This is a genomic window from Nocardioides sp., from assembly GCF_044226305.1.
Lineage (GTDB): Bacteria > Actinomycetota > Actinomycetes > Propionibacteriales > Nocardioidaceae > Nocardioides.
The window spans coordinates 316043-341643 of sequence record NZ_JBGAHF010000001.1 but is presented as its reverse complement, the minus strand read 5'-3'; the positions used below and the strand labels follow the sequence as shown (position 1 = coordinate 341643).

Sequence of the window (25601 nt, the reverse complement as noted above, 5' to 3'; positions counted from 1 at the left end):
TCGGCATGCTCCGACGCCTCACCGCTGCGCTCGCCGTGGTCGCCCTCGTCCCGCTCACCGCGACCGTCACGCCGGGCGGTGGAGCCGACGCGGCGGCCCCGCACCACCCCCGCTACCGCGCGTCGATCGCGATCACCGCGCACGGCATCCCGCACGTCACCGCCGACGACTTCGGGTCGCTCGGCTTCGGCAGCGGGTACGCCGCCACGCAGGACTCCGTCTGCACGCTGGCCGACACGCTGGTGACCGCCCGCGGCGAGCGCTCACGGTGGTTCGGCCCGACGGCCCGCTACAACGACCAGGTCACTCTCCAGGCCTCCAACCTCCAGGTCGACGCGTTCGTGGCCGACCTGCACCAGCGGCGCGTGGTGGAGAAGCTGCTGCGTGACCCGGTGCGCGGTCCCGGGCCCGAGGCGAAGGCGATGGTGCGCGGCTACGTGGCCGGCGCGAACCGCTGGCTGCGCACCCACACGGTCACCGACCCGGCGTGCCGCGGCGCGGGCTACCTGAAGCCGGACGTCACCCCGCTCGACCTCTGGTACGGCGTCTACCTGGCCAACCTGCTGGCGTCGGCCGGGGTGTTCGTCAAGGAGATCGTCGACGCCGCCCCGCCGAGCCCCGACGACCCGGGCCTGCCCGAGCTGCCGGTCCGGGCGTCCCAGGTGGACCGGGACGCGCTCCTGACGGCCCTCGGCCGCGACCCGGAGGCGCCGTTCGGCTCGAACGCGACCGCGGTCGGTGGCGCCGCCAGCACCACCGGCAAGGGGATGCTGCTCGGCAACCCCCACTTCCCCTGGCGCGGCCGCTACCACTTCACCCAGCAGCACCTCACGATCCCCGGGCGGTACGACGTCGCGGGTGCCTCGCTGATCGGCTCGCCGGTCGTCAACATCGGCTGGAACAAGGACGTGGCGTGGAGCCACACCGTGTCGACGGCGTACCGCTTCACCCCCTACGAGTACAAGACGCCGGGACCAGGCACGACGTACCTCACCGACGCCGGCCCGCAGGAGCTCGTGCACGACACCGTGACGGTGACGGTCCGGAAGGAGGACGGCTCGCTCGGCACCGTGGAGGAGGACCTCTACCGGACGCCGGAGGGCTACGTCGTCGACTCGCCCGCCACGCTGATGCCGTGGGGCCCGACGAGCCTCTGGGCGATCCGGGACGCGAACGGCGAGCAGCTGCGCACCATCGACACGTTCCTCGACATGGGCAAGGCGACCAGCGTCCGCGACCTCCTGCGTCGCCAGGACCGGGCCGGCGGCATGCCGTGGGTCAACACGACGGCGGCCGACCGGCACGGTGACGTCCTGTACGCCGACCACTCGGTCGTCCCGAACGTGCCCGACGACCTGGTGCAGCAGTGCCTGACCCCGACCGGGGCGGTCCTCCAGCAGGTGGCCGGGCTGCCCGGGCTCGACGGGACCTTCGCCGGGGGTCGGTGTGCCTGGCGCACCGACGCCGACGCGGAGCGGCCCGGGATCTTCGGACCGGCGAACCTGCCGATGGAGGTGCGGCGCGACTGGGTGATGAACGCGAACGACTCCTACTGGCTGCCCAACCCGGAGCAGCCGCTGGAGGGCTACGCCGGGATCATCGGCTGCGAGCGCTGCGTCCGCACGATGCGCACCCGGATGGTGGCGCACTACGTGATGGACCGGCTGGCGTCCGGCCACAAGGAGTCGCCGCGCAGCCTGCGCGGCCACGAGCACGAGAACCGGGTGATGGCCGCCGAGGTGATGCGGGAGGGCGGCGCGCTCGACCAGGTCTGCCAGGCCACGGGGGAGACCGAGGCCTGCCAGGTGCTGCACGACTGGGACGGCACGTCGAACACCGACGCCGTCGGCACGCAGATCTTCGAGGAGTTCGTCTCCCGGCTCCCGACCCTGCCCGTGGACGCGGTGGACCCGGTCTGGCTCACGCCCTTCGACCCCGCGGACCCGTTGAACACCCCGCGCGACCTGAACGTCGCGAACCCGCAGGTGGTGCAGGCGATGTCGGACGCGATCGCGTCGCTCCGGGACCAGGGCATCGCGTTCGACGCGACCTGGGGCTCGCTCCAGGTGGCGGGCGACCGGGGTGCGCCGCCGGTCCCGCTCGGCGGCGGCACCGGCGACGCGGCCGGCAACGCGAACGCGCTCGCCTCCCGCTGGCCCCGCGACAACCGGGACCACTACCGCCCGATCACCTACGGGTCCTCGCACATCCAGGCCGTGTCGTTCCTGCCCGGCGGTCGGGTGGACGCCCGCACGATCTTGACCTACGGGCAGTCGGAGGACCCGCGCTCGCCGTACTCCTCGGACCAGACCCGGATGTTCGGACGCCAGCAGTGGGTGCACTTCGCCTGGACCGACGCCCAGATCGCGCACGACCTGGTGCGCCGGTTCACCGTGACCGGCTGAGCCCACCGGCCGGGCCGGCAGGCGGTCCCGGACGTGCCGCTGCGGCCGGCGCCTCCCCCCGGTGGCGCCGGCCGCAGCCGTTCAGGTGTGCTCGTGCGTGCCGGTCAGCGGACCCGGACGGTGAGCGTGCCGGTGGTGTCACCGGTCGAGGTGTCCGTGCCGGCGACGGCCAGCCGGAACTTGAAGGTGCCCTTCTGGGTCAGCCTCGGGTAGGTCACCCGGGCGGTGCCCGAGTCGGTCGTGCTGACGGTCTTGACGGTCGACCAGTGGCCGGCGGAGCGACCCGCGGTGCCGCGGTCCGAGCCGGTCGTCCAGACCTGGAGCTCCAGGTCGTCGTCGGCGCCGTCGACGGCCACGGAGTCGCTCGCGACGGTGGAGCCGCGGTTGATCGTCGTGGAGCCGGTCCGGAAGCCGTCGATCTCGGTCTCGACCAGCGGCGCGTCGGTGGTGCTCGGGTCACCGTCGGTCACGCAGGCGACGTCGCCCTGCCAGTGGTAGTTCGTGCCACCGACCTGGACCCAGGTGATGTCGTACGACGCGGTGCCGGCGTCCCACTGCGGGTGGTCGGCCAGGTTGAACGCGTGGGTGCCGCTCCAGGTGCCCTTGTTGTTGTGGAAGTTGAGGGTCTTGGTCCCGCCCGGGGTCTGGACCCGGATGTTGACGTCGTTGGCCTGGCCGTCGGGGACGTTCGACGGGTAGGCGACGGTCACGCCGGCGCAGGTCGGGTCCGCGTACTTCCAGTCCCAGCTGAACGGCCCGGTCGGGTCGGTCGGCGTGGTGGGGTCCGTCGGGTCGGTCGGGGTGCCGGGGTCGGTCGGGGTGCCGGGGTCGGTCGGGGTGCCGGGGTCGGTCGGGGTGCCCGGGTCCGTGGGCTGGGTCGGCGTGGTCGGGTCGGTCGGCGTGACGTCCGCGCGGTCGCACTCCACCCAGAAGACCTTGGACTTCTTGTTCCCGCCGGTGCCGTCGGTGTCCGTCGACAGCTTGACGTGGTAGCCCTGGTTCTTCTGGGGGTCCTCCCCGCGGAACGCCAGCGTGTAGGTGCGGACCGTGTTCAGCTGGCTGCCGGTGGCCGGGGCGCCGAGCTGGACGGTCTTGGGGCCGGTGACGGTGATGTCGACGTCCTTGGTCGGGGCCTGAGCCTCGAACTGGACCTCGGACTTGGCCGCCCGCTGGTAGCCGTACCACTGGACGTCGAAGGAGCAGCCGACGTGCGGGTCGTTGCTCTCGTCCGCGGCACCGCCGACCTCGGAGATCTTGACGGTGCCGCTGTTGCCGCCGCCGTTGCCGGCCCAGGCGGCGTTGGCGCCGATCAGCATGAACGCCGGGACCAGCGTCGCGGTGGCGACGGTGGCTGCGGCGGTGACGAGACGGCCTCGCATGAGAGCTCCTGTGGTTCGGTTTCAGCGGATATGAGTACCGTTCCACACGAAATCCGCCTCAAGCAGCGGCGTGGGCCAACCTTGTACGCACCGTGGCCGAACCTTGCGGGTGCCTTGAGAAAGGGCCGGGATCTGCCTGAGAGAGCGTTCAGGAGAAGCCCGCGAACGGCTCCGTCCCGGGCACCATCCGGAGGCCTCGCAGGCCCGAGTGGGCCCGCGCGTAGGCGAGCTCCTTGGCGAGGTCGCCGATGTTGTTCGACGCCGGCAGCGGGGCCAGGCCGAGGGTGGACAGGACGCCGACGGCCTTGCCGTCGGCGCTCAGGAACCCGGAGCCGGAGTCACCGGGGATGCCCGGGGTCACGGTGTAGAGCGGGTGCGACCAGCCGCCGTCGGCGGCCTGGTCGCCCAGGCTGATGCCGGTGTGCGGCGCGAGCGGCGACAGGCCGCCGCGGAGGCTGGAGTTGCCGTAGGTGAAGACCTGGTCGCCGGCCGCGGTGCCGTCGGTGTCGATGCCGGTCGGACCGCCCCAGAACGGGACCGACGGGTTCACCTGGTCCACGTCGGCCCGGGCCACCCGCACCAGCGCGAGGTCGTTGTAGGCGCAGGTGTTCGGAGCGTGGGTCCCGAGCCGCTGCATGGTGAGCCACGAGGAGTAGACGAGCCGGCCGGACCCGACGCGGGTGCCCTCGTCCGCCGGGTTGCCGCCCTCGCGGAAGGTCACCGGGGTGCCGAGCGGCAGGGAGGTGGCCCGGCAGCCGTCGGTGTCGGTCGCGGCGCCGGTGCCGGCGCAGTGCGCGGCGTACCCGACGTACACCCGGCCCGCGGCGTCGGTGAAGACGAAGTTGGCGGTGCACTGCGCACCCTTCGTGTACATCATCGTGCCAGGGTGGATCTTCGCCGTGGCGGCGGGTGCCCAGCGATCGGCAGGACGGTCGGCCGCACCGGCCGTCGGCGACCCGAGGGTGAGCATCGCCAGGGTGGCGGCCGCGACGAGCGCGACCGTCCGGACAGCAGTGCGGCGGAGGGTCATACAGGTCGAACGACCCGCGGCCGCGGCTGGTTACGGGGTCAGCGCAGGGCCCCGTAGGCCCGGGTCGGGGTCAGGCGCACGACGACGCGGCGGTCGCGCACCATCGCGGCCCGGTACTCGTCCCAGTCGTCGTGCTCGCCCGAGAGCGACCGGTAGAGCTCCACCAGCTCCTCGACGGTGGGGTCCTGCGGGTCGTCCGCCACGTCGGTGACCTCGGCGTCGGCCTCGAGGACGGCGTAGCTCCAGAAGTCGCTGCCGTTGACGTGGAGAGCAGCCCACGGCGTGCGCCGCAGGTTGGTGCACTTGGCCCGGTCGGCGGTCGTCGAGATCCGGATGACGCTGTCCGCGCCGACCGCCTGGAGCACGTTGGAGAGCTGCGGGCGGCCGTCGCGCCGGATCGTGGTGAGCACCGCCTGGTGGTTGGCGCGGGCGGCGCCGAGTGCCTGGTCGAGGTCCATGCTCCGTCAGCGCTCGGTGGCGACATCTTGTTCCGCGGGGACGTTCTTCAGCGGGCAGGTCGCCGGACCCTCCAGCACGCGGCCGTCCGCACCGAAGCGCGACCCGTGCAGCGGGCAGTCCCAGCTGTCCTCGGCGTCGTTCCACCGCAGCACCCCGCCGAGGTGGGTGCACACCGGCCGGCTGTCGCCGCCGGAGACCGCCCCGGTGAGCTTGTGGAACCAGCCGGTGGTCATCTCGAGCGCGACGTTCGCGTTGACCCGGAGCCCGGTGGGGATGCCGCTCAGCTCGCGGGTGCTCCAGGGCTCGTACGCCGACGCCCACTCCTGGTGCCCGCCGAGGATCCGTCCCGACAGCGCGAGCGCCGCGGCGACGCCGTTGGTCAGGCCCCACTTGGAGTAGCCGCCGGCGACGAGGACGGCGTCGCTGCCGGGGAGCAGCGGGCCGACGTAGGGGAGGCCGCTGTGGGTCAGGTAGTCCTGGGCGGACCAGGCATGGGTCTCGACGGCACCGGGGAAGTGCTCGGCGGTCCAGGACCGGATCCGGTCGACGTGCTCGGCCTCGGAGGTCGCGGCACCGACCTGGTGGCCCTCGCCGCCGACGAGCAGCAGCGTGCCGTCGGCGTCCGGGGCGTCGCGGAGCGAGCGCGAGGGCTGGTCGGCCGAGAGGTACATCCCGTCGACGGCCGGCTCCGCGGTGCGGAAGGCCAGGCTGTAGGACCGGGCCGGCTCGGCGCGGGCGAAGAAGGCGCCTCGGTCCAGGATCGGCATGTTGGTCGCGACCACGACGGTCGCCGCGCGGGCGTCGCCGGCCTCGGTCACGACGCGGCTCGGCCCGTGGCCGTGCACCTGCCGGACCCGGACGCCCTCCGCGACCACCGCACCGTGGGCGCGCGCGTCCGCCGCGAGGGCGTCGATGAGCTCGACGGGGTCGAGCTGGAGCTGGTCGTCCATCCGGACGGCTCCCGCCGTCGGGAAGGGGAGCGGCACCTCGTCGACCCAGGTCGCCTGCTCCAGCCCGGCCCGGTGCAGGGCGTCGAGCTCGGACCGGACAGCGCGGGCGCCCTGGGCGCCGTTGGCGTAGGTGTACGCCGGGCGGCGCTGGCGGTCCACGCCGTGCTCGCCGCAGAACCGGTCGATCCAGGCCAGGCCCTCGGCGTTGGCCTCGGCGTACCGACGGAGCACCGACGTGGGATGCCGCCGGGCGATGCGGGAGTAGTGGGTGCCCTGCAGCAGGCTGACCTTCGCGGTGCTGCCGCCGGTGGTGCCGGCGCCGACGTGCCGGGCCTCGACGACCAGCACCGAGCGGCCGGCCCGGGCGAGCAGGCCGGCGAGGGTGAGGCCCGTGATGCCGGCCCCCACCACGACCACGTCCCAGTCGCCGGTGACAGCCGGTGGGACCGGCTCGACGTGGGGGCGGCGGTCGTTCCAGAGCGAGGTGAGGGGCATGTCAGTCCTTCGGTCGACGGCGGGGGGTGGGCCGGGCCCGGAGGCGGATGGCGCGGCCGCGCCGCTCGTCCTCCTCGGCCTTGACCCGGGACTTGTCGAGGTTGCGGGTGTCGCGGGGCGGGAGCTGGAGCTCGCGCTCGGCGGGGATGCCGGACTGCAGCTCGCGACCGCGCTCCAGCTCGGCGTCCAGCTCGGCGCCGAAGAGCAGTGCCAGGTTGGTCAGCCAGAGCCACAGGAGGAAGGCGATGACCCCGCCGAGGGCACCGTAGGTCTTGTCGTAGGCGGAGAAGTTGGCGACGTAGAAGCCGAAGCCAGCCGACACCACCGCCCAGGTGACGATCGCGACCAGGGCGCCGACGCTCACCCAGCGGAACTTCGGCTGCCGCACGTTCGGCGTCGCGTAGTAGAGCAGCGCGACGATCAGCACGACGACCAGGAACATCACCGGCCACTTCGCGATGTTCCACGCCAGCTCGATGGAGGAGCCGACGCCGAGGGCGTCGCCGACGGCGTCGGTGACCGGGCCGGTGACGACCAGGGCGAGGAGCACGGCGGCGGTGAGCACGACCAGGATCAGCGTGAGGAGCAGCATGACCGGTCGCAGCTTCCAGACCGGACGGCCCTCGCCGACCTCGTAGATCCGGTTCATCGCACGACCGAACGCCCCGACGTACCCGCTCGCCGACCAGAGCGCGCCGGCGAGCCCGACCACCAGGGCCAGCCCGGCGCCGGGGGAGCGGCTGACCTCGAGCAGCGGGTCGCGGACGCTGTCGACGACGGAGCCGCCGCCGAGCTGGGAGATCACGTCGAGCAGAGTCTGCACGCTGCTCGTGCCCTGACCGACCACCCCGAGCAGCGACGTCAGCGCGATGGCTGCCGGGAAGACCGCCAGCACGGCGTAGTAGGTCAGCGCCGCCGCCAGGTCGGTGCACTCGTCGCCGGAGAACTCGCGCAGGGTCTTGCGCAGCACGTAGCGCCACGACCGGACCGTGAGGTCGGTGGGCGACTCGACCTCGGGCGTCTCGGGGTCGGCCCGCTGCGTCGTCATGCCTGGCCGGTGCCCGTCCGGGCACCGGGCCATGCCCGGGACCGCGCCGGCCGGCTCAGTCGGTCGGCGGCGCGTAGCCGTGCTGCAGGCACCAGGCCACCGCGCGGCTGCGGGAGGTGGCGCCGATCTTCGCGTAGGCCGACCGGATGTAGGTCTTGACCGAGTTGATCGAGAGGTAGAGCTCCTCGGCGATCTCGAGGTTGCTCATCCCCTGGGTGATCAGGGCGAGGACCTCGACCTCACGCGGGGTGAGCGCGGCGGGGCTGCAGGGCCCCTCGGCCCCGCCCGGGACCTCCCGGCCGGAGGCGGCCGCCTCGACCGCGTCGACCAGCTCGTGGGAGGCCACGCTCATCGAGATCCACCCGTGCGCACCCGCGGCGAGCGCGCGTGCGCGCAGGTCGGGTCGCAGGTCGTGGCTGACGGCGACGACCACGGGCCCGTCCGGCGCCACGATCGCCTCGAGGTCGGAGGCGTTGTGGCGGTGCACGCCGAGCACGTCGTAGAGGACGACCTCGGCGTCGTCGACCTCGGTGACGACCGACCGCTCGGGGTGCTCGGAGAGCATGACGGTCAGGCCCTTGACGATGACTTCCTGGGATCCCACGATCCCCACGCGCGTCGGTCGGCCGGACATGTTCCCATCCTTGTGCGGCCGACCATCGACGGCGCGCCGTGGCGTTACCCCCAAAGGGGTGATTCTTCGGGGCGGTCGCTCCCGGCTTGACATACGAAGTCAAGTTCGCGAATAATCCACCGCACGAGGGGAGTACCCCACCCACAGCGCATCGTCAGTACGGCCGACCGCTCGGTCCGGTGCGCGGCCGCCGGCCCGTCGGTGTCCGGCGGCGGGGGAGACCTCCACCCACCGCGCTGGGCGCGGAGTGCTGGAGGAGAAGCTGATGGATGTTCCCCTGTGGGCGTGGGCCGCGGTCCTCGCCGTCATCGTCGCGATGCTGGCGGTCGACCTGGTGGCCCACCGCTCGGCGCACGTCGTCTCGGTCCGTGAGGCCGCCGCGTGGTCGGCCGTCTGGGTCTCGCTCGGCCTCGGCTTCGGCGCCGTGGTCTGGTGGGCCTACGGCGCGGACGCTGGTGGCGAGTACTACGCCGGTTACCTGATCGAGAAGTCGTTGGCCGTGGACAACGTGTTCGTCTTCGCGCTGATCTTCAGCTACTTCGCGGTGCCCCGGCAGTACCAGCACCGGGTCCTGTTCTACGGCGTGCTCGGGGCGCTCGTGTTCCGCGCGATCTTCATCGCCGGAGGCGCGGTGCTGATCGAGAGCTTCGCGTGGATCCTCTACGTCTTCGGCGCGTTCCTCCTCGTCACCGGATGGAGGATGTTCCGGCACCGCAACGAGGAGATGGATCCCTCGGAGAGCCTGGTGCTGCGCATCGTGCGCAGGTGGGTGCCGAGCACGGACGAGTACCACGGCCAGAAGTTCTGGGTGAGGAGCGCCGGCCGGTGGGTGGCCACCCCGCTGTTCCTGGTGCTGGTCCTGGTGGAGACCACGGACATCATCTTCGCGGTCGACTCGATCCCGGCGATCCTCGCGGTCACCCAGGAGCCGTTCCTGGTCTTCACCAGCAACGCGTTCGCGATCCTCGGTCTGCGGGCGATGTACTTCCTGCTCGCGGACCTGGTCGACCGCTTCGTCTACCTCAAGGCCGGACTTGCCGCGATCCTGGTCTTCGTCGGCGTCAAGATGCTGCTGCTCGAGGTCTACAAGATCCCGATCTGGCTCTCGCTGTCCGTCATCGCGCTCTGCCTCACGGTCGCCGTCGTGGCGAGCCTGCGTGCCACGCGGGGTCGGCCCGGGACCCCCGGTCCCGGGAGCCACGACGCGGATCAGGAGGCCGGTGTCGAGGAGGTCGAGGTGCTGCGTCCGTGACCGCCGCCGGCCTGGTGGTCGCCCGCCCGACCGACCACCAGGTCGAGGAAGTCCCCGACGGAGACGTGCGACTCCAGGTCGTGTCGGAAGTGGGCGTCGGGCGCCACTTCGTAGTGGTTGCGACGCCCCACCTTCTCCTTGCGGAGGAACCCCTGGTCCACCAGGTCGGCCACGATCTGCTGCACGGCGCGCTCGGTGATGCCCACCAATTGGGCCACGTCCCGGGTGCGGGCGTCCGGGTGGCGCGCCAGCGAGACCAGGACGTGTCCGTGGTTGGACAGGAACGTCCACGAGCCCGCACTCATGCGAAGCATGCTATGTGAGTCGGAGTTCGTAGGCGCGGCTCGTCGGCCGGGGCGGCGAACGACCGAGGCCCACCCCGAGCTGGTCGGTGTGGGCCTCTGGTCGTGCTGTCGGTACGCCATCAGGGACTCGAACCCCGAACCCGCTGATTAAGAGTCAGCTGCTCTGCCAATTGAGCTAATGGCGCGTGCTCTGAAGCGTCGTGAATGCTACCAGCGCGCGAGGGCGACGAGAAATCGAGGGGCGGCGGTCACCGCTCGGCGAGGACCGCCTGCGCGGCGTTGTGGCCGCCGATGCCGGAGACCGCGCCGCCGCGCCGCGCGCCGGAGCCGCAGACGAGCACCGAGGCGACGTCCGTCTGCACGCCCCACTGCTGGGCGGGGGTGTCCAGCCGGGCCCGGTTCGGGGCCCACGGCCACTCGAGGTCGCCGTGGAAGATGTGGCCGCCGGGCATCGCCAGGTCGCGCTCGATGTCCTGCGGGATCTTGGCCTCCAGGCACGGCCGGCCGCTGGCGTCGGTGGCCAGGCAGCTCTGGATCGGCTCGACGAGGTGCTCGTTGAGCGCGGCCAGCGCGCTGTCGACGGCCCGCTGCTTGGCCGCCGCGGGGTCGGCCTCGAACAGCGAGGCCGGGGTGTGCACCCCGAAGTAGGTCAGCGTGTGCGTCCCGTCCGGCGCGTCGCCGAGGATCGAGGGGTCGGTGAGGGAGTGGCAGTAGATCTCGCCGGGCATGACCGCGGGCACCCGCCCGGCCGCCGCGTCGGCGTACGCCGCCTCCAGCTGGCTGTAGTCCTCGGCGAGGTGCAGCGTCCCGGCGAACGCGACCTCCGGGTCGACGCCGGACCGCAGGCGCGGCAGCCGGTCGAGGAGCAGGTTGATCTTCAGCTGCGACCCCTCCGGCTTGGAGTCGGGGTCCTCGGCCTCGCCGAGCAGGATTCGCAGCACCCACGGCGCGACGTTGGACAGCACCCGGCGGGCCCGGACGGTGTGCTCGGTGGTGCCGTTGTGCCAGGTCACCTCCGCGCCGTCGTCGTCGGCGCGGATCGCGCTGACGCCGGCGCGGGTGACCAGCTCGGCGCCGGCGGCCGTGGCCGCCCGGGCGAGGGCGTCGGTGACGGCGCCCATCCCGCCGACCGGCACCCGCCACTCGCCGGTCCCGTTGCCGACGAGGTGGTAGAGGAAGCAGCGGTTCTGCACGAGCGAGGGGTCGCGGAGCGAGGCGAAGGTGCCGATCAGGGCGTCGGTCGCCACGACGCCGCGCACGGTGTCGTCGGTGAACCGCTCCTCGATCGTCTCGCCGATCGGCCGGGAGACGACGTCGCGCCACACCTCGGGGTCGACCGCGTCGCGGAGCGAGCGCTCGACCGGCAGCGGCTCGAGCAGCGTCGGGGCGACGACCTCCGCCAGGTGGCCGACGTCGGCGTAGAAGCGCCGCCACGCGTCGTACTCGTCGTCGCTCCCGGTCAGGTCGCGGAAGGACTTCTCGCTCTCCCCGGACTCCGGTCGTTGCACCAGCAGCCCGCCTGCCCGGCCGTGGCGGATCCACGGCGTGTACGACGCCACGGACCGCGACGCGAGGCGCAGGTCGAGCCCCAGGTCGGCCGCGAGCGCCTCCGGCATCAGCGAGACCAGGTAGGAGTAGCGGGACAGCCGCGCGGGGTGGCCCGCGAACGCCTGGGCCGACACCGCGGCGCCGCCGGTGTGGTCGAGGCGCTCGAGCACCAGGACGGAGAGGCCCGCGCGGGCGAGGTACGCGGCGGCGGTCAGGCCGTTGTGGCCACCACCGACGACCACGACGTCGTAGCTGGTTCGGTCCGTGCTCATCCCGACAACCTAGGGCACGCCCGGGCACCGGCCCGAAGCCTCCCGTTCCGCGCGTTTGCTGCCGGACGGGCCCGGTGCGCGGCAGGATGTGGCACGGCGGGGGCCGACGGCAGGACTCGGGAGGTGATCGTGGCACCGAGGGCGTGGCTGGGTTTCACCGCGCTCGCGGCCGCCACCATCGGCTTCGGGCTGGCCGGGGTGTACGGCGCGCCCGCGACCGGCTACGCGATCGGGATCTGGCCGGCGGCACTGGCGACGGCCCTGCTCATGGTCACGCCGAAGCCGCCCACGCCGGTCGTGCTCGCCCTCATCTTCGCGATCGCCTTCGGCACGATCTGGACCGGCCGGCCCGCATCGGTGGCGTTCGGGATCGCCATCGGGCTCACCGTCCAGAGCTACGTGTTCTGGCGGATCCTGACCGGCGGCGTCCGCGCGCGTCCGCCGCTGCGGACCAACGCCGAGCTGGGCCGCTACATCGGGGGCAGCGCCGTCGGTGCACTGTGCGTCGGCGTCGCGGCGACGGTGACCAGCGCCCTCGCCGACTGGGGTCAGCCGGGCCTCGTCGGGCTCTCGGTCGGCTCCGCGAGCCTGGCCTCGAACCTCGCGGTCACGCCGTTCTTCTGCCGGCTGCGGCCGCACGCCGGTGTCGCGCCGCCGGTCGAGCGGGCGGCGCAGTGGGTCCTGCTGGCGACGATCACCCCGGTCGTCTTCTTCCTCGACGACTTCCCGAGCCTCGCGTTCGCCCTGATCCCGCTGCTGGCGTGGGGAGCGCTCCGCAGCGGCGCCTACGAGGCGATCGCCCAGCTGTTCGCGGTCCTCGGCGTCGCGATCGCCCTGACGACGCGCGGCCACGGGCCGTTCGCCCAGGCGGCCACGAGGTGGGACCTCCCCGCGGACGTGCAGGGCATGCTGCTCTCGCTGTTCATCATCGACTGCGCCCTCGTCGTCGTCCCGTTCGTCCTCATCGTCGGTGAGCAGCTCGAGAACGCCCGCCAGGTGGCGGCCGAGCGTGACAAGGTCCAGAACATCGTCAACGGCACCGCCGGCGTCGCGATCATCGGCACCGACGCGGAGGGCCTGGTCACGCTCTACAACCCCGGTGCCGAGCGGCTGCTCGGCTACACGGCCGAGGAGATGCTCGGCCGCACGACCGAGCACCTGCACTCCGCCACCGCCGTCGCCGAGAAGGCGCGGGAGCTCGGGGTCGCCGCCGACCATCGGTCGGTGGCGAGGGCGCTGCTCGGAGCCGGACCGACCGACATGAAGTTCGTGCGCAAGGACGGTGTCGAGCGCAGCCACTCGATGTCGCTGGACCCGATCGAGGACGACCGCGGCCAGGTGACCGGGTACGTGAGCACCTCGGAGGACATCACCGAACGCAAGGAGGCCGAGGGTCGGCTGGTCGAGGCGCTCGCGACCGAGCGCGAGGCCGTCGAGCGGCTCCGGGAGGTCGACGCGGTCAAGGACGCGTTCGTGTCCAGCGTCAGCCACGAGCTCCGCACGCCGATCACGAGCATCCTGGGCTACACCGAGATGCTCGAGGACGGCGCGTACGGCCGGCTGAACGACGAGCAGCTCGACGCGGTGCGCCGGCTCTCGGCCAACAGCAGCCGGCTGCTGTCGCTCATCGACGACCTGCTCACGCTCTCTCGGATCCAGGAGGACGGGCTCCGCTTCGCCGACCGCGTCATCGACCTGCGCAAGGTGATCGCCGCCGGGGTCGCCGTCGTCGCGCCGACGCTCGAGAAGCGCGAGCTCGAGCTGGACGTCGACCTGCCCGAGGACCCGGCGCCGTTCCTGGGCGACCGCGACATGCTCGAGCGGGTGGTCATCAACCTGGTCGGCAACGCCGTGAAGTTCACACCGGAGGGCGGCCGGATCGAGGTGGGTCTCGTCATCGGTGGCGGGGTCGCCGAGCTGACGGTCGCCGACACCGGCATCGGCATCCCGCTCGAGGAGCAGGAGCAGCTCTTCAGCCGCTTCTTCCGCTCCTCGCTGGCCCAGCAGCAGGCGATCCCGGGCAGCGGCCTGGGCCTCTCCATCGCGCACGCCATCGTCGAGAAGCACGGCGGCACGATGACCGTCGACTCCGAGGCCGGGCAGGGCACCGTCTTCCACGTGGTGCTGCCGCTCATCACCGCCGACTGATGGTGGTCCTGCACCGCGACGCGTACGGCGTCCCGCACGTGCACGGCGCGACGGTGCTCGACGTCGCCCGGGGACACGGCGCCGCGACGGCGGAGGACCGGCCGACGCAGCTCGACCTGCTCCGGCGGCGCGCCACGGGGACGACCGGCGACGCCGCCTGGGACCGGTTCGTCCGGCGTACCTGCCTCGCCGACGATGCCGTCCGTGCCCACGCCCGGCTCCGGCCCGAGACGGCCGCGTTCGTCGCGGCGTACGTCGAGGGCGTCAACGGCGGGCTCGCCGGCCGGCACGCCGCCTGGGAGCCGTGGACGCCGCTGGCGGTCTTCGGCGTGCACCACCTCCTCTTCGGCAGCCTGCCCGGCAAGCTCTGGAACGCTCGCGCCCGCGAGGTGCTCGGCGACGACGCGCGGCTCCTGTCGCGCGAGGGTGGCGGGCTGAGCGGGAGCAACGCCTGGGCCGTCGGCGGCGCGCGCACGGCGACCGGCTTCCCGCTCGTCGGGGGCGACCCGCACCGGGCCCTGGAGTCCCCGAGCATCTACCAGCAGGTGCGGCTGATCTGCGACGAGCTGGACGTCGCGGGATTCGCCTTCGTCGGTGTCCCCGGCGTCCAGCACTTCGCGCACGCCGGCGAGGTGGCGTGGGCGATCACGAACGCGGTCGCCGACAACCAGGACGTCTACTCCGAGCGGCTGCGGCGCGTCGCGGGCGGCGTCGAGGCGCTCGGACCCGACGGCTGGGAGCCGACCGAGGAGGGGGAGGGTTGGCTGCGGACCCGCCGTGGCCCGGTGGTCGCGGGCTCGGCCGAGGAGGGCTGGGGGCTCAGCCTGCGGACCGCGAGCTCGGTGCTCGGCGACCTCGGGTTCGACGCCTTCCTCCCGCTGCTGCGCGCCCGGTCGGCGGCCGACGTGATGGCCGCGCTCGACGGCTGGGTGGAGCCGGTCAACAACGTCGTCGCCGCCGACCGCGGGGGAGACGTGCGCTACCGCGTGGCCGGCCGGGTGCCGCTGCGCCCCGACGCCAACCGGCACGGCGTCGTCGCGGCGTCGGATCCGGGCACCCAGTGGCACGGCTGGCTCGACACGCTGCCCGCCCACGCGGTGCCGCCGGAGGGGCAGGTGGTCACCGCCAACGAGCGTCGCGGCCCGGAGAGCGACGCGATCGGCACCGAGTTCGCTGCCCCCCACCGGGCCCGGCGGATCGCGGCGCTTCTCGACGGCCGCACGGGGCTGACCGCCGCCGCCTTCGCCGAGATCCACGGCGACACGCTGCTGCTGACCGCACCGCTGATGCAGGACCTGCTGCGCCCGGTCGCGCCGGACCCGGCGGGGGTGCGCGACGCGATCCTCGCCTGGGACGGTCGGATGGACGCGACCTCGCCGGGCGCCGCGGCGTTCGCCGCGTGGCGCGCTGCGTTCGCCCGCCGGATCGCGGCGGAGCCGGTGCTGGCGCCGCTCGCGCGGCCGCTGGTCGACGAGCCGGTGCTCCGGCCGTGGCTCGACCTCACCGCCCACGTCGGCCTGGCCCTCGAGACGCTGGTCCGGGCCGGTGCGCCGTTCGGCCTGGACCTCGCGGCGCTGGCGGCGGCCGCCCTCGCCGACGCCGCCGGACACCCGGCGACGTGGGGCGAGACGCACGTCGTCGTACCCGTCGGCGAGCCGGTGCCGCCGGTGCCGCTGTCCGGCGACAACGACTGCGTGCGGTGCACCGGTTCGCTGCCGGGCGTGACCGACGCGTGCGCCCGCGCGTCGGTGGCCCGCTACGTCTGGGACCTCGCCGACCGCGACGGCGGCGGCTGGGTGGTCCCGCTCGGCGCGGCCGAGCACGGCGCGCACCGCACCGACCAGCTCGACGCCTGGGCGGCGGCGGAGCTGGTGCCGATCACCGGTCCGGACGTCAGGTGAGCGTCTTCGCGAACCACGCCTGGGCGTAGGGGTTGTCGTTGTAGCGAGGGACCGGCCGGTAACCGGCCCGCTCGTACATCGCGATCGCCTCCACCAGCGTCCGGTTGGTGTCGAGGACGACCCGGTCGTGACCGAGGCGGACCGCGAGCGCCTCGAGCTCGCGCAGCATCCGCGAGCCGAGGCCGGCGCCGCGCCAGACGTCGTCGACCCACATCCGCTTGATCTCGGCCGAGCCGTCGGGGAGGTCGCGCACCCCGCCGTACGCGACCGGCCGGCCGGCGCTGGTGGCGAGCAGGAACCGGCCCTCGCGGTCGGGCTCGCCGGGGTCGAAGCCGCCCGGGAAGCGCCGGTCCAGCTCGGCGAAGTAGCGTCCGGCTGCGGTCCGCCCGACGGGGTCGTCGGGGTCCACCTCGCGCAGGTGGATGGTCGCCGCACGGACCAGGAGGTCGGCCGTCGCGAGCGCGTCGGTGAGCCGGGTGCGCTGGCGCGGCGTGAGCGGGGCGAGCAGCCGGGTCGCCAGCTCCTCGCTCCGCTCGTCCAGCTCGCGCCACGACCTGGCTCCGGCGTCGGTGAGCACCGCCAGCCGGCGGCGACCGTCGGCGGGGTCCGGCCGCAGCTCGACCAGCCTGTCGTCGGTGAGCCGGCGCAGGAGCCTGGTCAGGTAGCCCGAGTCGAGGTCGAGGCGGTCCCGCAGCTCGCGCACGCCGGCGCCGTCCGGCCCGATCTCGAAGAGCAGCCGTGACACGTTGAGCGGTCGTCCGGTGCCGAGGAAGGACTCCTCGAGGGCACCGACCCGCTGGGTGTAGGTGCGGTTGAACCGGCGCAGGGTGGTGGTGGCGACGTCGGCGGACACCCACTGACCATAGTCAGCGATCGGCACGGACGTCGAGGGGAGCGGCCCCACCCGTACCGGGTGATCCGCCCGGCCGTCGCGACGGAGAGGGTGCAGGCGTGACTCGGACCGCGACCGGAGCCGGGCTGGTGCTCACCACGCTGGCCGCCTCCCAGTTCCTCATGACCCTGGACAGCTCGGTCATGAACGTCTCGATCGCGCAGGTCGCCGACGACGTGGGGACGACGGTGACCGGCGTGCAGACCGCGATCACGCTGTACACGCTGGTGATGGCGACGATGATGATCACCGGCGGCAAGATCGGGACCATGATCGGCCGCCGCCGGGCGTTCTCGATCGGGTGCGTGGTCTACGGGGCCGGCTCGTTCACCACCGCGCTCGCGCCGAACCTCACGGTGCTGATCCTCGGCTGGTCCCTGCTCGAGGGGCTGGGCGCCGCGCTGATCATGCCGGCCATCGTGGCCCTGGTGGCGAGCAACTTCCCGCCGGCCGGACGCCCGCGGGCCTACGGCCTGGTGGCGGCTGCGGGGGCGATCGCCGTGGCGGCCGGCCCGTTGATCGGCGGGGCGGTCACGACGTGGTGGACCTGGCGGCTGGTCTTCGCCGGCGAGGTCGTCATCGTCGCGGTCATCCTGGTGGCCGCCCGCAAGATCGTGGACGCGCCGCCCGAGGCCCGGGTCCGCCTCGACGTCGTCGGCATCCTGCTCTCGGCGGTCGGCCTCGGAACCGCGGTGTACGGCGTGCTGCGCTCGGGCGAGTGGGGCTGGGTCGTCCCCAAGCCCGGTGCGCCGGACCTGGCCGGGATCTCGCCGACCACCTGGCTGGTCCTCGGGGGACTGGTCGTGGTCCGCGTCTTCTTCTGGTGGGAGCAGCGCCGCACGGCGACCGGCCAGGAGCCGCTCGTCGACGTCACCATGCTGCGCAACGGCCAGCTGGCCGGCGGGCTGACGATGTTCTTCTTCCAGTTCCTCGTGCAGGCCGGCATCTTCTTCACGATCCCGCTCTACCTGTCCGTGGCCCTGGGCCTGACCGCGCTGGAGACCGGCGTGCGGCTGCTGCCGCTGTCGGTCACCCTGCTCCTGGCGGCCGTCGGCGTCCCCCGGGTCTGGCCCCACGCCTCGCCGCGTCGGGTGGTCTCGTGGGGGCTGGTGGCCCTGCTCGCGGGCATCGTCTCCCTGGTGGGGGCGCTCGAGGTGGGCGCCGGCCCCGCGATCGTGACCGTCCCGCTGCTGTTCGCCGGGCTCGGTGTCGGTGCCTTGGCCTCCCAGCTCGGGGCGGTGACCGTGTCGGCGGTGCCGGACGAGCTCAGCGGCGAGGTCGGTGGCCTGCAGAACACCGCCACCAACCTGGGCGCCTCGCTCGGCACGGCGCTGGCCGGCTCCGTCCTCATCGGCGCGCTCACCGCGTCGTTCCTCGCCGGGATCGATGCGAACCCCGACGTCCCGGACCAGGTCGCCGAGCAGGCGTCCGTGGACCTGGCCGGTGGCATCCCGTTCCTCTCCGACGAGTCCCTGGACCAGGCGCTCACCGATGCCGGCGTCTCGTCCACGACCGCGCAGGCCGTGGTCGACGAGAACACGAGCGCCCGGATCGACGCGCTCCGGATCAGCCTGGCGGTGCTCGGCGGGCTCACGATCCTGTCCCTGTTCTTCACCCGGCTGCTGCCCCGACGGGCTCCGGGCGACGCGGCCGAGCCGGCGGCGTCTGTCTAGGCCGGGCGCTTACGTGGGTCCGGATCGGGGAATGTCTTGAGAGCGATGTCGGAGACGTTCGAGCTGATCGAGGTCGGCGGTGAGTACCGCTGGCGGCTCCGCAACGCCCACGGCGAGCTGGTGGCGCAGAGCGAGGGCTACATCTGGAAGAAGGCCTGTCTCGACGCGATCGAGGCGGCCCGCCGGGTGATGGCCGTGGCGGAGGTCGTCGACCTCACCGCCGAGTGAGGCGCTGACCCGGCGGGCGCGGTCAGCGACCGAGCAGCCGCGACAGCATGCCGCCGCGAGGCTGGTCGGGGTGCCCGGCGCACCACTGGTCGGCGGGGACCATCGCCTTGACCTGGGCGACGTGGGATCCGCAGCCGGACCAGGTCGTCTTGCGGCAGGTCCGGCAGGTGACGGGTCGGCACATGGTGGACCTCCTCAGGCCGATGCGGCGGCGGCGTCGTGCGCGTCCGCGAACTCGCAGAACGCGTCGTAGGCGCGTGGGCCGTAGATGGTCGCGGGTCCGCCCTTCATCAGGAACGTCACGCCGATCGCCTCCGCAGCCTCCTGGCGCGAGGCGCCGGCCCGGGCCGCTGCCTGGGCGTGCGAGGCGATGCACCCGTCGCACCCCTCGACGACGCCGATCGCGAGGGCGATGAGCTCCTTCGTCCGGGTGTCCAGCGCACCCTCGGCGAACGCCGCGTGGTGCAGCTCGCCGAAGCCCTGGTAGACGTCCGGGATAGCGCGACGCAGCTGGCGGTGCAGCGGCGACAGGTCGCTCAGCACGTCCTTGCCGTGGCTCGACACGTGAGCCGATCCGTGGGTCGAGGTCGACATGGTCCTCCTTCGGTGCGGGATGTCCCTCGACCGTAACACATACCCCGGGGGGTATCAGAATCACCAGGTGGTGTCCCGGCACTCCCGGGTCATCGTCGTCTCCACCTGCAGCGTGGCGTGGTCCACGCGGTGCTCGTCGCGCAGCACCCGGCGGGCGTGGTCCAGCACCTGCTGGGCGTCGCCGTCCTCGTCGAGGACCAGGTGCGCGGTCGCCACGTGCATGCCCGAGGTGAGCGTCCACACGTGCAGGTCGTGCACGTCGGCCACGCCGTCGACGTCCTCCAGGTCCCGGATCACCTCGTCGACCTCCATGCCCTCGGGCACGTGCTGGCCGAGCACCGCGAGCACCTCGCGGCCGAGCAGCACCGCACGCACCGCCACGAACGCGCCGATCGCGAGCGCGACCACCGTGTCCCACCAGCCGTTGCCGGTGATGCCGACGAGGAGACCGGCAGCGATGACGCCGACGCTGCCGGCTGCGTCGGCGACCACCTCGTAGTAGGCGCCCTTGACGTTGAGCGACTCGCTCGCGCCACCTCGCAGCAGCACCAGGGACACCAGGTTGACGACCAGCCCCAGCGTGCCGACCACCAGGAGCGGTCCGGCCGGGACCGCGACGTCCTCGCCGAGCCGACCGACCGCCTCGACCACGACGTACGCCGCCACGCCGAGCATCACCAGGACGGTGAAGCCCGAGGCGAAGATCTCGGCCCGGTACGAGCCGTAGGTCCGCCGGCCCGTGGTGTCGGGTCGGGTGGCGATCTTCGTCGCGGCCAGGGCGGCGCCGAGGGCGACGACGTCGGCGGCCATGTGCCCGGCGTCCGAGATCAGCGCGAGCGACCCCGAGAGCAGGCCGACGACCAGCTCGACGACGAGGAAGGCCGCGACCAGGACGAAGGTCGTCGCCAGCCGCCACCGGTGGTGCGCGCCCGCGTGCCCGGGTGGAGCGTGGTGGTGGCCGGCTCCCATGAGGCGATGCTAGGCCCCGCGGCCAGGAACGAGCCCGACCGGCCCACGCTCGGTGCCGGACTCGGAGCCGAACTCGGAGCCGGGGTCAGAGCCGGGCGCTCATGAAGTCGCCGCACCCGGGGCACTCGGCGACGAGGTAGCGGTCGTGGCCCAGGGCGGGCATGCCCCGGAACAGGGTGAACCCGCAGGTGGCGCACACCAGGTCCATCGTCCCGTAGCTGAAGAAGTACGCGCCGGCACGACCCTGGGCGTAGAGGACCGGCTCGGCGCCCTGCGGCTGCTGCGACCGTTCCATCGTGACCGTGGCCATACCCCCAGCGTGCGCCGCGGCCGACGCCGGGGCGAGTGCCGTAGGTCCCCGGTGCGACGGCCGCCCTCCTCCGGCCAGGGGTGCCGAGGGTCCCGTCCCGGTCAGGTCCGGATGGCCCGGCCAACTGGGGTCTTCCGCACCTCGCCACGCTCGCGGACCGGGCACGACGAAGGCCCCCGTCCCGCGTCTCCGCGGACCGGGGGCCCGATGTCGCCCTCGCGGGCAGTGGGGTGAGTGACGGGACTTGAACCCGCGGCCACCTGGACCACAACCAGGTGCTCTACCAGCTGAGCTACACCCACCAAGCGATCCCGACGGGGTCGGGACCGTCGAGAAGTGTAGGCGACTCAGCCCTCTTCCGCAGAATCGGCCCCGGCCGTGGACGCGGGCTCCGAGACGGGCTCCGACGCGGGCTGGCCGGTGAGGCCGGTGAGGGCGCCGCCGTGCCGCAGCGCGATCTTCCGCGCGGCGTCGCTCTCGGGGCCGGGGGAGGGCACGAAGACCGCCTCCCGGTAGTAGCGGAGCTCCTCGATGCTCTCCTGGATGTCGGCGAGGGCGCGGTGGTTGCCGCGCTTGGGCGGCGCCTGGAAGTACGCGCGGGGGAACCAGCGGCGCGACAGCTCCTTGATCGAGGAGACGTCGACGATGCGGTAGTGGAGGAAGGTCTCCAGGGTCGGCATGTCGCGGGCGAGGAAGGCCCGGTCGGTGGCGACGGTGTTGCCGGCCAGGGGCGGCCGGCTGCCGTCCGGGCAGTGCTCGCGGACGTAGGAGAGGACCCGTTCCTCGGCCTCGTCCATCGGGATCCCGAAGTCGAGCTCGCGCAGCAGTCCTGAGGTCTCGTGCATCTCCCGGACGAAGTCGTTCATCTGGTCCAGCGCCTCGGCGGGCGGCTTGATGATGAGGTCGACCCCGTGGCCGAGCACGTTGAGGTCGAAGTCGGTGACGAGCGCGGCCACCTCGATGAGCGCGTCGGCGCCGAGATCGAGGCCGGTCATCTCGCAGTCGATCCAGACGAGTCGGTCGTTCACGCCCACACCTTAGTCCCGTCCACGCGGGACCTCCGTCTCAGTCGCGACTCAGGATGCGGCCTTAGGGTCGGAGACGTGAAGGAGTGGCTGGGCCTGGTCGCACGCCTGGTCGTCGGGTCCGTCTGGATCTGGGCCGGCGCCGCGAAGGTCCTTGACCCCGCGCAGAGCGTCGACGCGGTCCGCGCCTACCAGCTGCTGCCCGGCTCGATGGCCCAGCCGGTCGGCCAGCTGCTGCCGGTCCTCGAGGTGGTCGTGGGCGCGATGCTCGTGCTCGGTCTGCTCACCCGCGGGGCTGCGGTGGTCTCCAGCCTGCTGTTCGTCGCCTTCATCATCGGCATCGCCTCGGTGTGGGCCCGCGGTCTCTCCATCGACTGCGGGTGCTTCGGCGGTGGCGGGTACGACCCGGACGCCTCGTCCAAGTACCCGTGGGAGATCGGCCGGGACGCCGTCTTGCTCCTCCTCTCGCTGTTCCTCGTCTGGCTGCCGTCCACCAGGCTGTCGCTGGACTCAGTGCTGTTCCGCCGTACCCCAGAGCTCGAAGGATCCTGATGTCGAAGAAGAACCGGTCGGACGACCGCGCCTCCCGCGCCGCCGCCGCGTTGGCCGAGCAGAAGCGCCAGGAGGCCAAGCGCCGCAACCTGATGATCGGCGGCGTCGTGCTCGCGATCCTCGTCATCGTGACCGGCGGCTACTTCCTCTCGCGGTCCCTCGACACCAGCAACGACGTGGCGGCACCGTCGACCGGGAGCTCCTACGGCGTGACCATCGGGTCCAAGGACGCCCCGCACACGATCGTCGTCTACGAGGACTTCCTCTGCCCCTACTGCGGCGAGCTGGAGCGGGCCACCCGCGAGGACCTGGCGCAGCTGGCCGCCGACGGCAAGGTCCGCGTCGAGTACCGGCCGTTCAACCTGCTCAGCAGCCTCGGCGACTACTCCGAGCGGTCCGCGGCCGCCTTCTCGATCGTGCTGGACAAGTCCGGCCCGGACGTCGCGAAGAAGTTCCACGACCTCCTCTACGACAACCAGCCCGAGGAGAAGGGCCCCTACCTCGACGACGCCAAGCTGGTCGAGCTCGCGGTCCAGGCCGGCGCCGACGAGGCGGAGGTCAAGGCGGCGATCGAGGCGGGCGACGGCAAGAAGTGGGTCACCGACGCCACCCAGGCCGCGCTCGACGCCGGCGTCCGGGGCACCCCGACGGTGCTGCTGGACGACAAGGTCTTCCAGGACGGCCGGACCATGGAGGAGCTCGGTCAGAACCTCGTCGACCAGGTGAGCTGACCGCTGCCGGGCCGGTGCCCGGCGACGACTAGGCGATCGGCTCGGCGCGCTGCCAGACTCCGACGGGTGAGCATGTCGGACTTCATCGAGCACCTGCCGAAGGCCGAGCTGCACGTCCACCACGTCGGCTCGGCCTCCCCTCGCATCGTCTCCGAGCTGGCCGAGCGCCACCCGGGGACGGTGCCGAGCGACCCGGACGGGTTGCGGCGCTTCTTCGAGTTCCGCGACTTCGCCCACTTCGTCGAGGTCTACCTCGCGGTGGTCGACCTGGTCCGCACCCCGGAGGACATCCGCTACCTCACCCACGAGATCGGGCGCGAGATGGCGGTCGGTCAGGCGCTGCGGTACGCCGAGCTCACCTGCACGCCGTACACGTCGGTGCTGCCGCACGACGAGGACCGCGGGATGCCCATCGAGGCGTACACCGAGGCGATCGAGGATGCGCGGGCGGCCGTCGAGCGTGACTTCGGGCTGGTCCTGCGCTGGATCTACGACATCCCGGGGGAGTCGGGGCTCCCGGCGGCCGACGCGACGCTCGCCTTCGCCCTCGACCACCGTCCCGACGGCCTGGTCGGGTTCGGGCTGGGCGGACCCGAGATCGGGGTGCCCCGGCCGCAGTTCCAGCCGCACTTCGACGCCGCCCGGGCGGCGGGGCTGCGCAGCGTCCCCCACGCCGGCGAGACGACCGGTCCGGAGACCGTCTGGCACGCGCTCCGCATGCTCGGAGCGGAGCGGATCGGGCACGGCACCTCCGCCGCGCAGGACCCGGCGCTGCTGACGTACCTGGCCGAGACCGGCATCCCGCTCGAGGTGTGCCCGTCCTCCAACGTCGCCACGCGCGCGGTCGCGTCCCTCGAGGAGCACCCGATCCGCGCGTTCCGGGACGCCGGTGTCACGGTCACCGTGGGCTCCGACGACCCGCCGATGTTCAACACGACGCTGAACCGTGAGTACGAGATCGCGGCCCGGCTGCTCGACCTGGACGAGGCCGGGGTGGCCGACCTGGCGCGGGCCGGCGTCCGGGCGTCGTTCGCCGACGAGCCGGTGAAGCAGCGGCTGCTGGCCGAGATCGACGCCTACGAGGCGGGCTCGGGGCCGGTGGCCGGCCCCGGAAAGAGTTGAGCCCCGCGAGCTCATACCAAGCGGGGCGACACCTTTCTAACCCGAGACGGGGGTGGAACCCGGCATCGACACGCGTGTCGACCCGATCACATCGGATCTCGCGAGAAGCGCGACGCTGGGAGCGTCACGATCTAGGGTGACGGCATGGTCAGCGGACCGATCCGGGTGGCGGTCGTCAACGACTACGAGATGGTGGTCGCGGGCGTGGCTGCCATGCTCGCGCCGTACCACGACCGCGTCAGCGTCATCGAGCTCGACTCGGGGTTGCCCGTGATCAGCGACGTCGACGTCATCCTCTACGACACCTTCGGGCAGATCCAGGGCGACGGCGTCGACCTCGAGGACCTCGTCAGCGACACCGACGCGCGGGTGGTCATCTTCAGCTGGAACGTGCAGGGCGACCTGGTCCGGCGCGCGATCGCTCGCGGGGCCGCGGGCTACCTCTCGAAGGGGCTCTCGGCGGAGCAGGTCGTCGACGGTCTCGAGGCGGTGCACCGCGGCGAGAAGGTCACCCCGGAGGGTCAGGACGACGCGGGCGAGCGCGGTGCGGGCGAGTGGCCCGGCCGGCAGTACGGCCTGACCGCGCGTGAGTCCGAGGTGCTCGCCCTCATCACCCAGGGCCTGAGCAACCAGGAGATCGCGGAGCGGACCTACCTCTCGATCAACTCCGTCAAGACCTACATCCGCACCGCGTACCGCAAGATCGGCGTCGCCCGGCGATCCCAGGCGGTCGGCTGGGGGATGCGGCACGGCTTCGAGCCGGACCGGATGCGCAGCATCGACACCTCGCCCTCCCACTAGGGCGCCGGTCCCGCGCCGGCCGATCCGGCGGCGACCACCGCGAATTCCCGGCGGGCGAGCGGGGTACGGCCCGTCCATGGCAGAGCGAGAGCACACCCGGCAGCCGGTGGAGGAGACCCGTCCCGCCGAGGCCGCGGGGGTCCCGGCCGAGGAGGACCTCGAGCAGACCGACGTCGGCGTCCAGGACGTCGACATGGATCCGGAGGACCACGTGAACCGGCCCGACCAGCCCGACTACGACCCGGCCGAGCGGCGTCCCTTCGACGACCCCGACCTGACGTTGCCGACCGAGGACGGGGCCTGACCTCGCGACGTCGGCGTCGCTCCCGGTCCGGAGGGCGCCTGTTCGTATCGTGAGGTCGTGACCGTCTCGACACGCGTGTACGTCGACATGGTCGGCGACCTCTTCCACGCCGGCCACGTGGCGCTGCTGCGCGCCGCCAGCGAGCTCGGCGACCAGCTGGTGGTCGGCGTCCTCTCCGACGAGGCTGCGGAGGAGTACAAGCGACGGCCGATCATGACCCTCGAGGAGCGGGTCGCGGTCGTCGGAGCGTGCCGCTACGTCGACGAGGTGGTCCCGGGAGCGCCGCTCCGTCTCACCCCCGAGTTCCTCGCCGAGCACGACATCGCCCTCGTCGTCCACGGCGACGACCTCGACGCGGCTGCGGCGGCCGACGTGTCCGGGCCGGCCGTGGCGACCGGCCGCCTGCGCCTGGTCCCACGCGACGGCGCGGTCTCCACGACCGAGCTGATCGCTCGGGTGCGCAGCCGGTCGGACTGACGGCGCGTGCGTCGGGCCACGTGCGTCGCCAGGCTCGGTCGCGGTGTGCGGCCCCCGCGGCAGGTCGGGAGAGATCGCCTGTAACGCAGCGCCGGTC

The 25601-nt window shown here is 72.8% G+C and carries 26 protein-coding genes and 2 tRNA genes; 12 read left to right on the top strand and 16 right to left on the bottom strand.

What is annotated here, in order from left to right; all coding sequences use genetic code 11:
• The first annotated feature begins 5 nt into the window (after positions 1–5).
• Positions 6–2405 carry a penicillin acylase family protein gene (locus ACILQ5_RS01730; RefSeq protein WP_395656237.1) on the top strand — a complete coding sequence of 800 codons (2400 nt, stop codon included), beginning with the start codon at positions 6–8 and terminating at the stop codon, positions 2403–2405.
• 104 nt (positions 2406–2509) lie between these two features.
• Here the strand turns inward: ACILQ5_RS01730 and ACILQ5_RS01725 are convergent, their stop codons facing one another.
• The 6 genes from ACILQ5_RS01725 to ACILQ5_RS01700 form a co-directional block, all read right to left on the bottom strand.
• On the bottom strand, positions 2510–3784 hold the full coding sequence (locus ACILQ5_RS01725) for a hypothetical protein (RefSeq protein ID WP_395656236.1): 1275 nt from the start codon (positions 3782–3784) through the stop codon (positions 2510–2512).
• Between the two features lie 148 nt (positions 3785–3932).
• A complete protein-coding gene (locus ACILQ5_RS01720; RefSeq protein ID WP_395656235.1) occupies positions 3933–4814 on the bottom strand; it encodes a hypothetical protein in 882 nt (293 codons plus the stop codon).
• A gap of 38 nt (positions 4815–4852) precedes the next feature.
• Entirely contained in the window at positions 4853–5272 is a 420-nt protein-coding gene (locus ACILQ5_RS01715; protein WP_395656234.1) for a PPOX class F420-dependent oxidoreductase, read from the bottom strand.
• Positions 5273–5278: 6 nt separating this feature from the next.
• A complete protein-coding gene (locus ACILQ5_RS01710; RefSeq protein WP_395656233.1) occupies positions 5279–6718 on the bottom strand; it encodes an FAD-dependent oxidoreductase in 1440 nt (479 codons plus the stop codon).
• Position 6719: 1 nt separating this feature from the next.
• Positions 6720–7766 (bottom strand): YihY/virulence factor BrkB family protein, encoded by a 1047-nt coding sequence (locus ACILQ5_RS01705; protein ID WP_395656232.1) that lies wholly within the window; start codon positions 7764–7766, stop codon positions 6720–6722.
• Positions 7767–7821: 55 nt separating this feature from the next.
• The gene (locus tag ACILQ5_RS01700; protein WP_395656231.1) at positions 7822–8400 is read right to left on the bottom strand and encodes a response regulator transcription factor; all 579 of its coding nucleotides are present in this window, start codon (positions 8398–8400) and stop codon (positions 7822–7824) included.
• A gap of 265 nt (positions 8401–8665) precedes the next feature.
• Between ACILQ5_RS01700 and ACILQ5_RS01695 the strand changes: the two genes are divergently transcribed.
• Positions 8666–9652 carry a TerC family protein gene (locus ACILQ5_RS01695; protein WP_395656230.1) on the top strand — a complete coding sequence of 329 codons (987 nt, stop codon included), beginning with the start codon at positions 8666–8668 and terminating at the stop codon, positions 9650–9652.
• On the opposite strand, the gene ACILQ5_RS01690 is transcribed toward ACILQ5_RS01695, so the two are convergent.
• The 3 genes from ACILQ5_RS01690 to ACILQ5_RS01680 form a co-directional block, all read right to left on the bottom strand.
• The gene (locus ACILQ5_RS01690; RefSeq protein ID WP_395656229.1) at positions 9610–9957 is read right to left on the bottom strand and encodes a helix-turn-helix transcriptional regulator; all 348 of its coding nucleotides are present in this window, start codon (positions 9955–9957) and stop codon (positions 9610–9612) included. The two genes, ACILQ5_RS01695 and ACILQ5_RS01690, sit on opposite strands and share 43 nt — an antisense overlap.
• A 112-nt stretch (positions 9958–10069) precedes the next feature.
• Positions 10070–10142: transfer RNA gene (locus ACILQ5_RS01685), tRNA-Lys, on the bottom strand.
• Between the two features lie 63 nt (positions 10143–10205).
• Positions 10206–11777, bottom strand: a complete 1572-nt coding sequence (locus ACILQ5_RS01680; protein ID WP_395656228.1) for a phytoene desaturase family protein — start codon at positions 11775–11777, stop codon at positions 10206–10208.
• Positions 11778–11906: 129 nt separating this feature from the next.
• Between ACILQ5_RS01680 and ACILQ5_RS01675 the strand changes: the two genes are divergently transcribed.
• Positions 11907–13925: an ATP-binding protein gene (locus tag ACILQ5_RS01675; protein ID WP_395656227.1), complete on the top strand. Its 2019-nt coding sequence runs from the start codon at positions 11907–11909 to the stop codon at positions 13923–13925.
• Positions 13925–15826 carry a penicillin acylase family protein gene (locus ACILQ5_RS01670; RefSeq protein ID WP_395656226.1) on the top strand — a complete coding sequence of 634 codons (1902 nt, stop codon included), beginning with the start codon at positions 13925–13927 and terminating at the stop codon, positions 15824–15826. The genes ACILQ5_RS01675 and ACILQ5_RS01670 overlap by 1 nt, the downstream gene beginning before the upstream one ends.
• Here ACILQ5_RS01670 and ACILQ5_RS01665 read toward each other — a convergent pair.
• Complete coding sequence (locus ACILQ5_RS01665) at positions 15819–16679, bottom strand: GNAT family N-acetyltransferase (protein WP_395656225.1); 861 nt, start codon at positions 16677–16679, stop codon at positions 15819–15821. The genes ACILQ5_RS01670 and ACILQ5_RS01665 overlap by 8 nt on opposite strands.
• Positions 16680–16777: 98 nt before the next feature.
• On the opposite strand from ACILQ5_RS01665, the gene ACILQ5_RS01660 reads away from it, so the two are divergent.
• Together ACILQ5_RS01660 and ACILQ5_RS01655 are read left to right on the top strand one after the other, a co-directional pair.
• Entirely contained in the window at positions 16778–18391 is a 1614-nt protein-coding gene (locus ACILQ5_RS01660; protein WP_395656224.1) for an MFS transporter, read from the top strand.
• A gap of 45 nt (positions 18392–18436) precedes the next feature.
• Positions 18437–18619 carry a YegP family protein gene (locus tag ACILQ5_RS01655; protein WP_395656223.1) on the top strand — a complete coding sequence of 61 codons (183 nt, stop codon included), beginning with the start codon at positions 18437–18439 and terminating at the stop codon, positions 18617–18619.
• Between the two features lie 22 nt (positions 18620–18641).
• Here ACILQ5_RS01655 and ACILQ5_RS01650 read toward each other — a convergent pair whose 3' ends face one another.
• The 6 genes from ACILQ5_RS01650 to orn form a co-directional block, all read right to left on the bottom strand.
• Positions 18642–18803 (bottom strand): hypothetical protein, encoded by a 162-nt coding sequence (locus ACILQ5_RS01650; RefSeq protein ID WP_395656222.1) that lies wholly within the window; start codon positions 18801–18803, stop codon positions 18642–18644.
• Between the two features lie 11 nt (positions 18804–18814).
• On the bottom strand, positions 18815–19213 hold the full coding sequence (locus ACILQ5_RS01645) for a carboxymuconolactone decarboxylase family protein (RefSeq protein ID WP_395656221.1): 399 nt from the start codon (positions 19211–19213) through the stop codon (positions 18815–18817).
• 60 nt (positions 19214–19273) lie between these two features.
• A complete protein-coding gene (locus ACILQ5_RS01640; RefSeq protein WP_395656220.1) occupies positions 19274–20182 on the bottom strand; it encodes a cation diffusion facilitator family transporter in 909 nt (302 codons plus the stop codon).
• An 85-nt stretch (positions 20183–20267) separates the two neighbouring features.
• Complete coding sequence (locus tag ACILQ5_RS01635; protein ID WP_395656219.1) at positions 20268–20492, bottom strand: hypothetical protein; 225 nt, start codon at positions 20490–20492, stop codon at positions 20268–20270.
• A gap of 226 nt (positions 20493–20718) precedes the next feature.
• Positions 20719–20794: transfer RNA gene (locus tag ACILQ5_RS01630), tRNA-His, on the bottom strand.
• Between the two features lie 45 nt (positions 20795–20839).
• The gene (gene orn / locus ACILQ5_RS01625) at positions 20840–21520 is read right to left on the bottom strand and encodes an oligoribonuclease (RefSeq protein ID WP_395656218.1); all 681 of its coding nucleotides are present in this window, start codon (positions 21518–21520) and stop codon (positions 20840–20842) included.
• A 75-nt stretch (positions 21521–21595) separates the two neighbouring features.
• Between orn and ACILQ5_RS01620 the strand changes: the two genes are divergently transcribed.
• From ACILQ5_RS01620 to ACILQ5_RS01595, 6 genes are all read left to right on the top strand, one after another.
• On the top strand, positions 21596–22069 hold the full coding sequence (locus ACILQ5_RS01620) for a MauE/DoxX family redox-associated membrane protein (protein ID WP_395656217.1): 474 nt from the start codon (positions 21596–21598) through the stop codon (positions 22067–22069).
• Complete coding sequence (locus tag ACILQ5_RS01615) at positions 22069–22800, top strand: DsbA family protein (RefSeq protein WP_395656216.1); 732 nt, start codon at positions 22069–22071, stop codon at positions 22798–22800. The genes ACILQ5_RS01620 and ACILQ5_RS01615 overlap by 1 nt, the downstream gene beginning before the upstream one ends.
• Before the next feature lie 72 nt (positions 22801–22872).
• Positions 22873–23922 (top strand): adenosine deaminase, encoded by a 1050-nt coding sequence (locus ACILQ5_RS01610; RefSeq protein ID WP_395656313.1) that lies wholly within the window; start codon positions 22873–22875, stop codon positions 23920–23922.
• Between the two features lie 144 nt (positions 23923–24066).
• Positions 24067–24723: a response regulator transcription factor gene (locus ACILQ5_RS01605; protein WP_395656215.1), complete on the top strand. Its 657-nt coding sequence runs from the start codon at positions 24067–24069 to the stop codon at positions 24721–24723.
• A 76-nt stretch (positions 24724–24799) separates the two neighbouring features.
• On the top strand, positions 24800–25027 hold the full coding sequence (locus ACILQ5_RS01600; RefSeq protein ID WP_395656214.1) for a hypothetical protein: 228 nt from the start codon (positions 24800–24802) through the stop codon (positions 25025–25027).
• Positions 25028–25084: 57 nt separating this feature from the next.
• Positions 25085–25504, top strand: coding sequence for an adenylyltransferase/cytidyltransferase family protein (locus tag ACILQ5_RS01595; RefSeq protein ID WP_395656213.1), 420 nt, complete (start codon positions 25085–25087; stop codon positions 25502–25504).
• The last annotated feature ends 97 nt before the right edge of the window (positions 25505–25601 follow it).

Bases quoted from the DNA above. Each gene is read 5' to 3' on its own strand.
- ACILQ5_RS01700 (WP_395656231.1), bottom strand. From the start codon at position 8,400: ATGTCCGGCCGACCGACGCGCGTGGGGATCGTGGGATCCCAGGAAGTC.
- ACILQ5_RS01670 (WP_395656226.1), top strand. From the start codon at position 13,925: ATGGTGGTCCTGCACCGCGACGCGTACGGCGTCCCGCACGTGCACGGC.
- ACILQ5_RS01710 (WP_395656233.1), bottom strand. From the start codon at position 6,718: ATGCCCCTCACCTCGCTCTGGAACGACCGCCGCCCCCACGTCGAGCCG.
- ACILQ5_RS01720 (WP_395656235.1), bottom strand. From the start codon at position 4,814: ATGACCCTCCGCCGCACTGCTGTCCGGACGGTCGCGCTCGTCGCGGCC.
- ACILQ5_RS01655 (WP_395656223.1), top strand. From the start codon at position 18,437: ATGTCGGAGACGTTCGAGCTGATCGAGGTCGGCGGTGAGTACCGCTGG.
- ACILQ5_RS01715 (WP_395656234.1), bottom strand. From the start codon at position 5,272: ATGGACCTCGACCAGGCACTCGGCGCCGCCCGCGCCAACCACCAGGCG.
- ACILQ5_RS01730 (WP_395656237.1), top strand. From the start codon at position 6: ATGCTCCGACGCCTCACCGCTGCGCTCGCCGTGGTCGCCCTCGTCCCG.
- ACILQ5_RS01690 (WP_395656229.1), bottom strand. From the start codon at position 9,957: ATGAGTGCGGGCTCGTGGACGTTCCTGTCCAACCACGGACACGTCCTG.
- ACILQ5_RS01695 (WP_395656230.1), top strand. From the start codon at position 8,666: ATGGATGTTCCCCTGTGGGCGTGGGCCGCGGTCCTCGCCGTCATCGTC.
- ACILQ5_RS01705 (WP_395656232.1), bottom strand. From the start codon at position 7,766: ATGACGACGCAGCGGGCCGACCCCGAGACGCCCGAGGTCGAGTCGCCC.
- ACILQ5_RS01680 (WP_395656228.1), bottom strand. From the start codon at position 11,777: ATGAGCACGGACCGAACCAGCTACGACGTCGTGGTCGTCGGTGGTGGC.
- ACILQ5_RS01600 (WP_395656214.1), top strand. From the start codon at position 24,800: ATGGCAGAGCGAGAGCACACCCGGCAGCCGGTGGAGGAGACCCGTCCC.
- ACILQ5_RS01610 (WP_395656313.1), top strand. From the start codon at position 22,873: ATGTCGGACTTCATCGAGCACCTGCCGAAGGCCGAGCTGCACGTCCAC.
- ACILQ5_RS01615 (WP_395656216.1), top strand. From the start codon at position 22,069: ATGTCGAAGAAGAACCGGTCGGACGACCGCGCCTCCCGCGCCGCCGCC.
- ACILQ5_RS01725 (WP_395656236.1), bottom strand. From the start codon at position 3,784: ATGCGAGGCCGTCTCGTCACCGCCGCAGCCACCGTCGCCACCGCGACG.
- ACILQ5_RS01605 (WP_395656215.1), top strand. From the start codon at position 24,067: ATGGTCAGCGGACCGATCCGGGTGGCGGTCGTCAACGACTACGAGATG.
- ACILQ5_RS01650 (WP_395656222.1), bottom strand. From the start codon at position 18,803: ATGTGCCGACCCGTCACCTGCCGGACCTGCCGCAAGACGACCTGGTCC.
- ACILQ5_RS01645 (WP_395656221.1), bottom strand. From the start codon at position 19,213: ATGTCGACCTCGACCCACGGATCGGCTCACGTGTCGAGCCACGGCAAG.
- ACILQ5_RS01635 (WP_395656219.1), bottom strand. From the start codon at position 20,492: ATGGCCACGGTCACGATGGAACGGTCGCAGCAGCCGCAGGGCGCCGAG.
- ACILQ5_RS01640 (WP_395656220.1), bottom strand. From the start codon at position 20,182: ATGGGAGCCGGCCACCACCACGCTCCACCCGGGCACGCGGGCGCGCAC.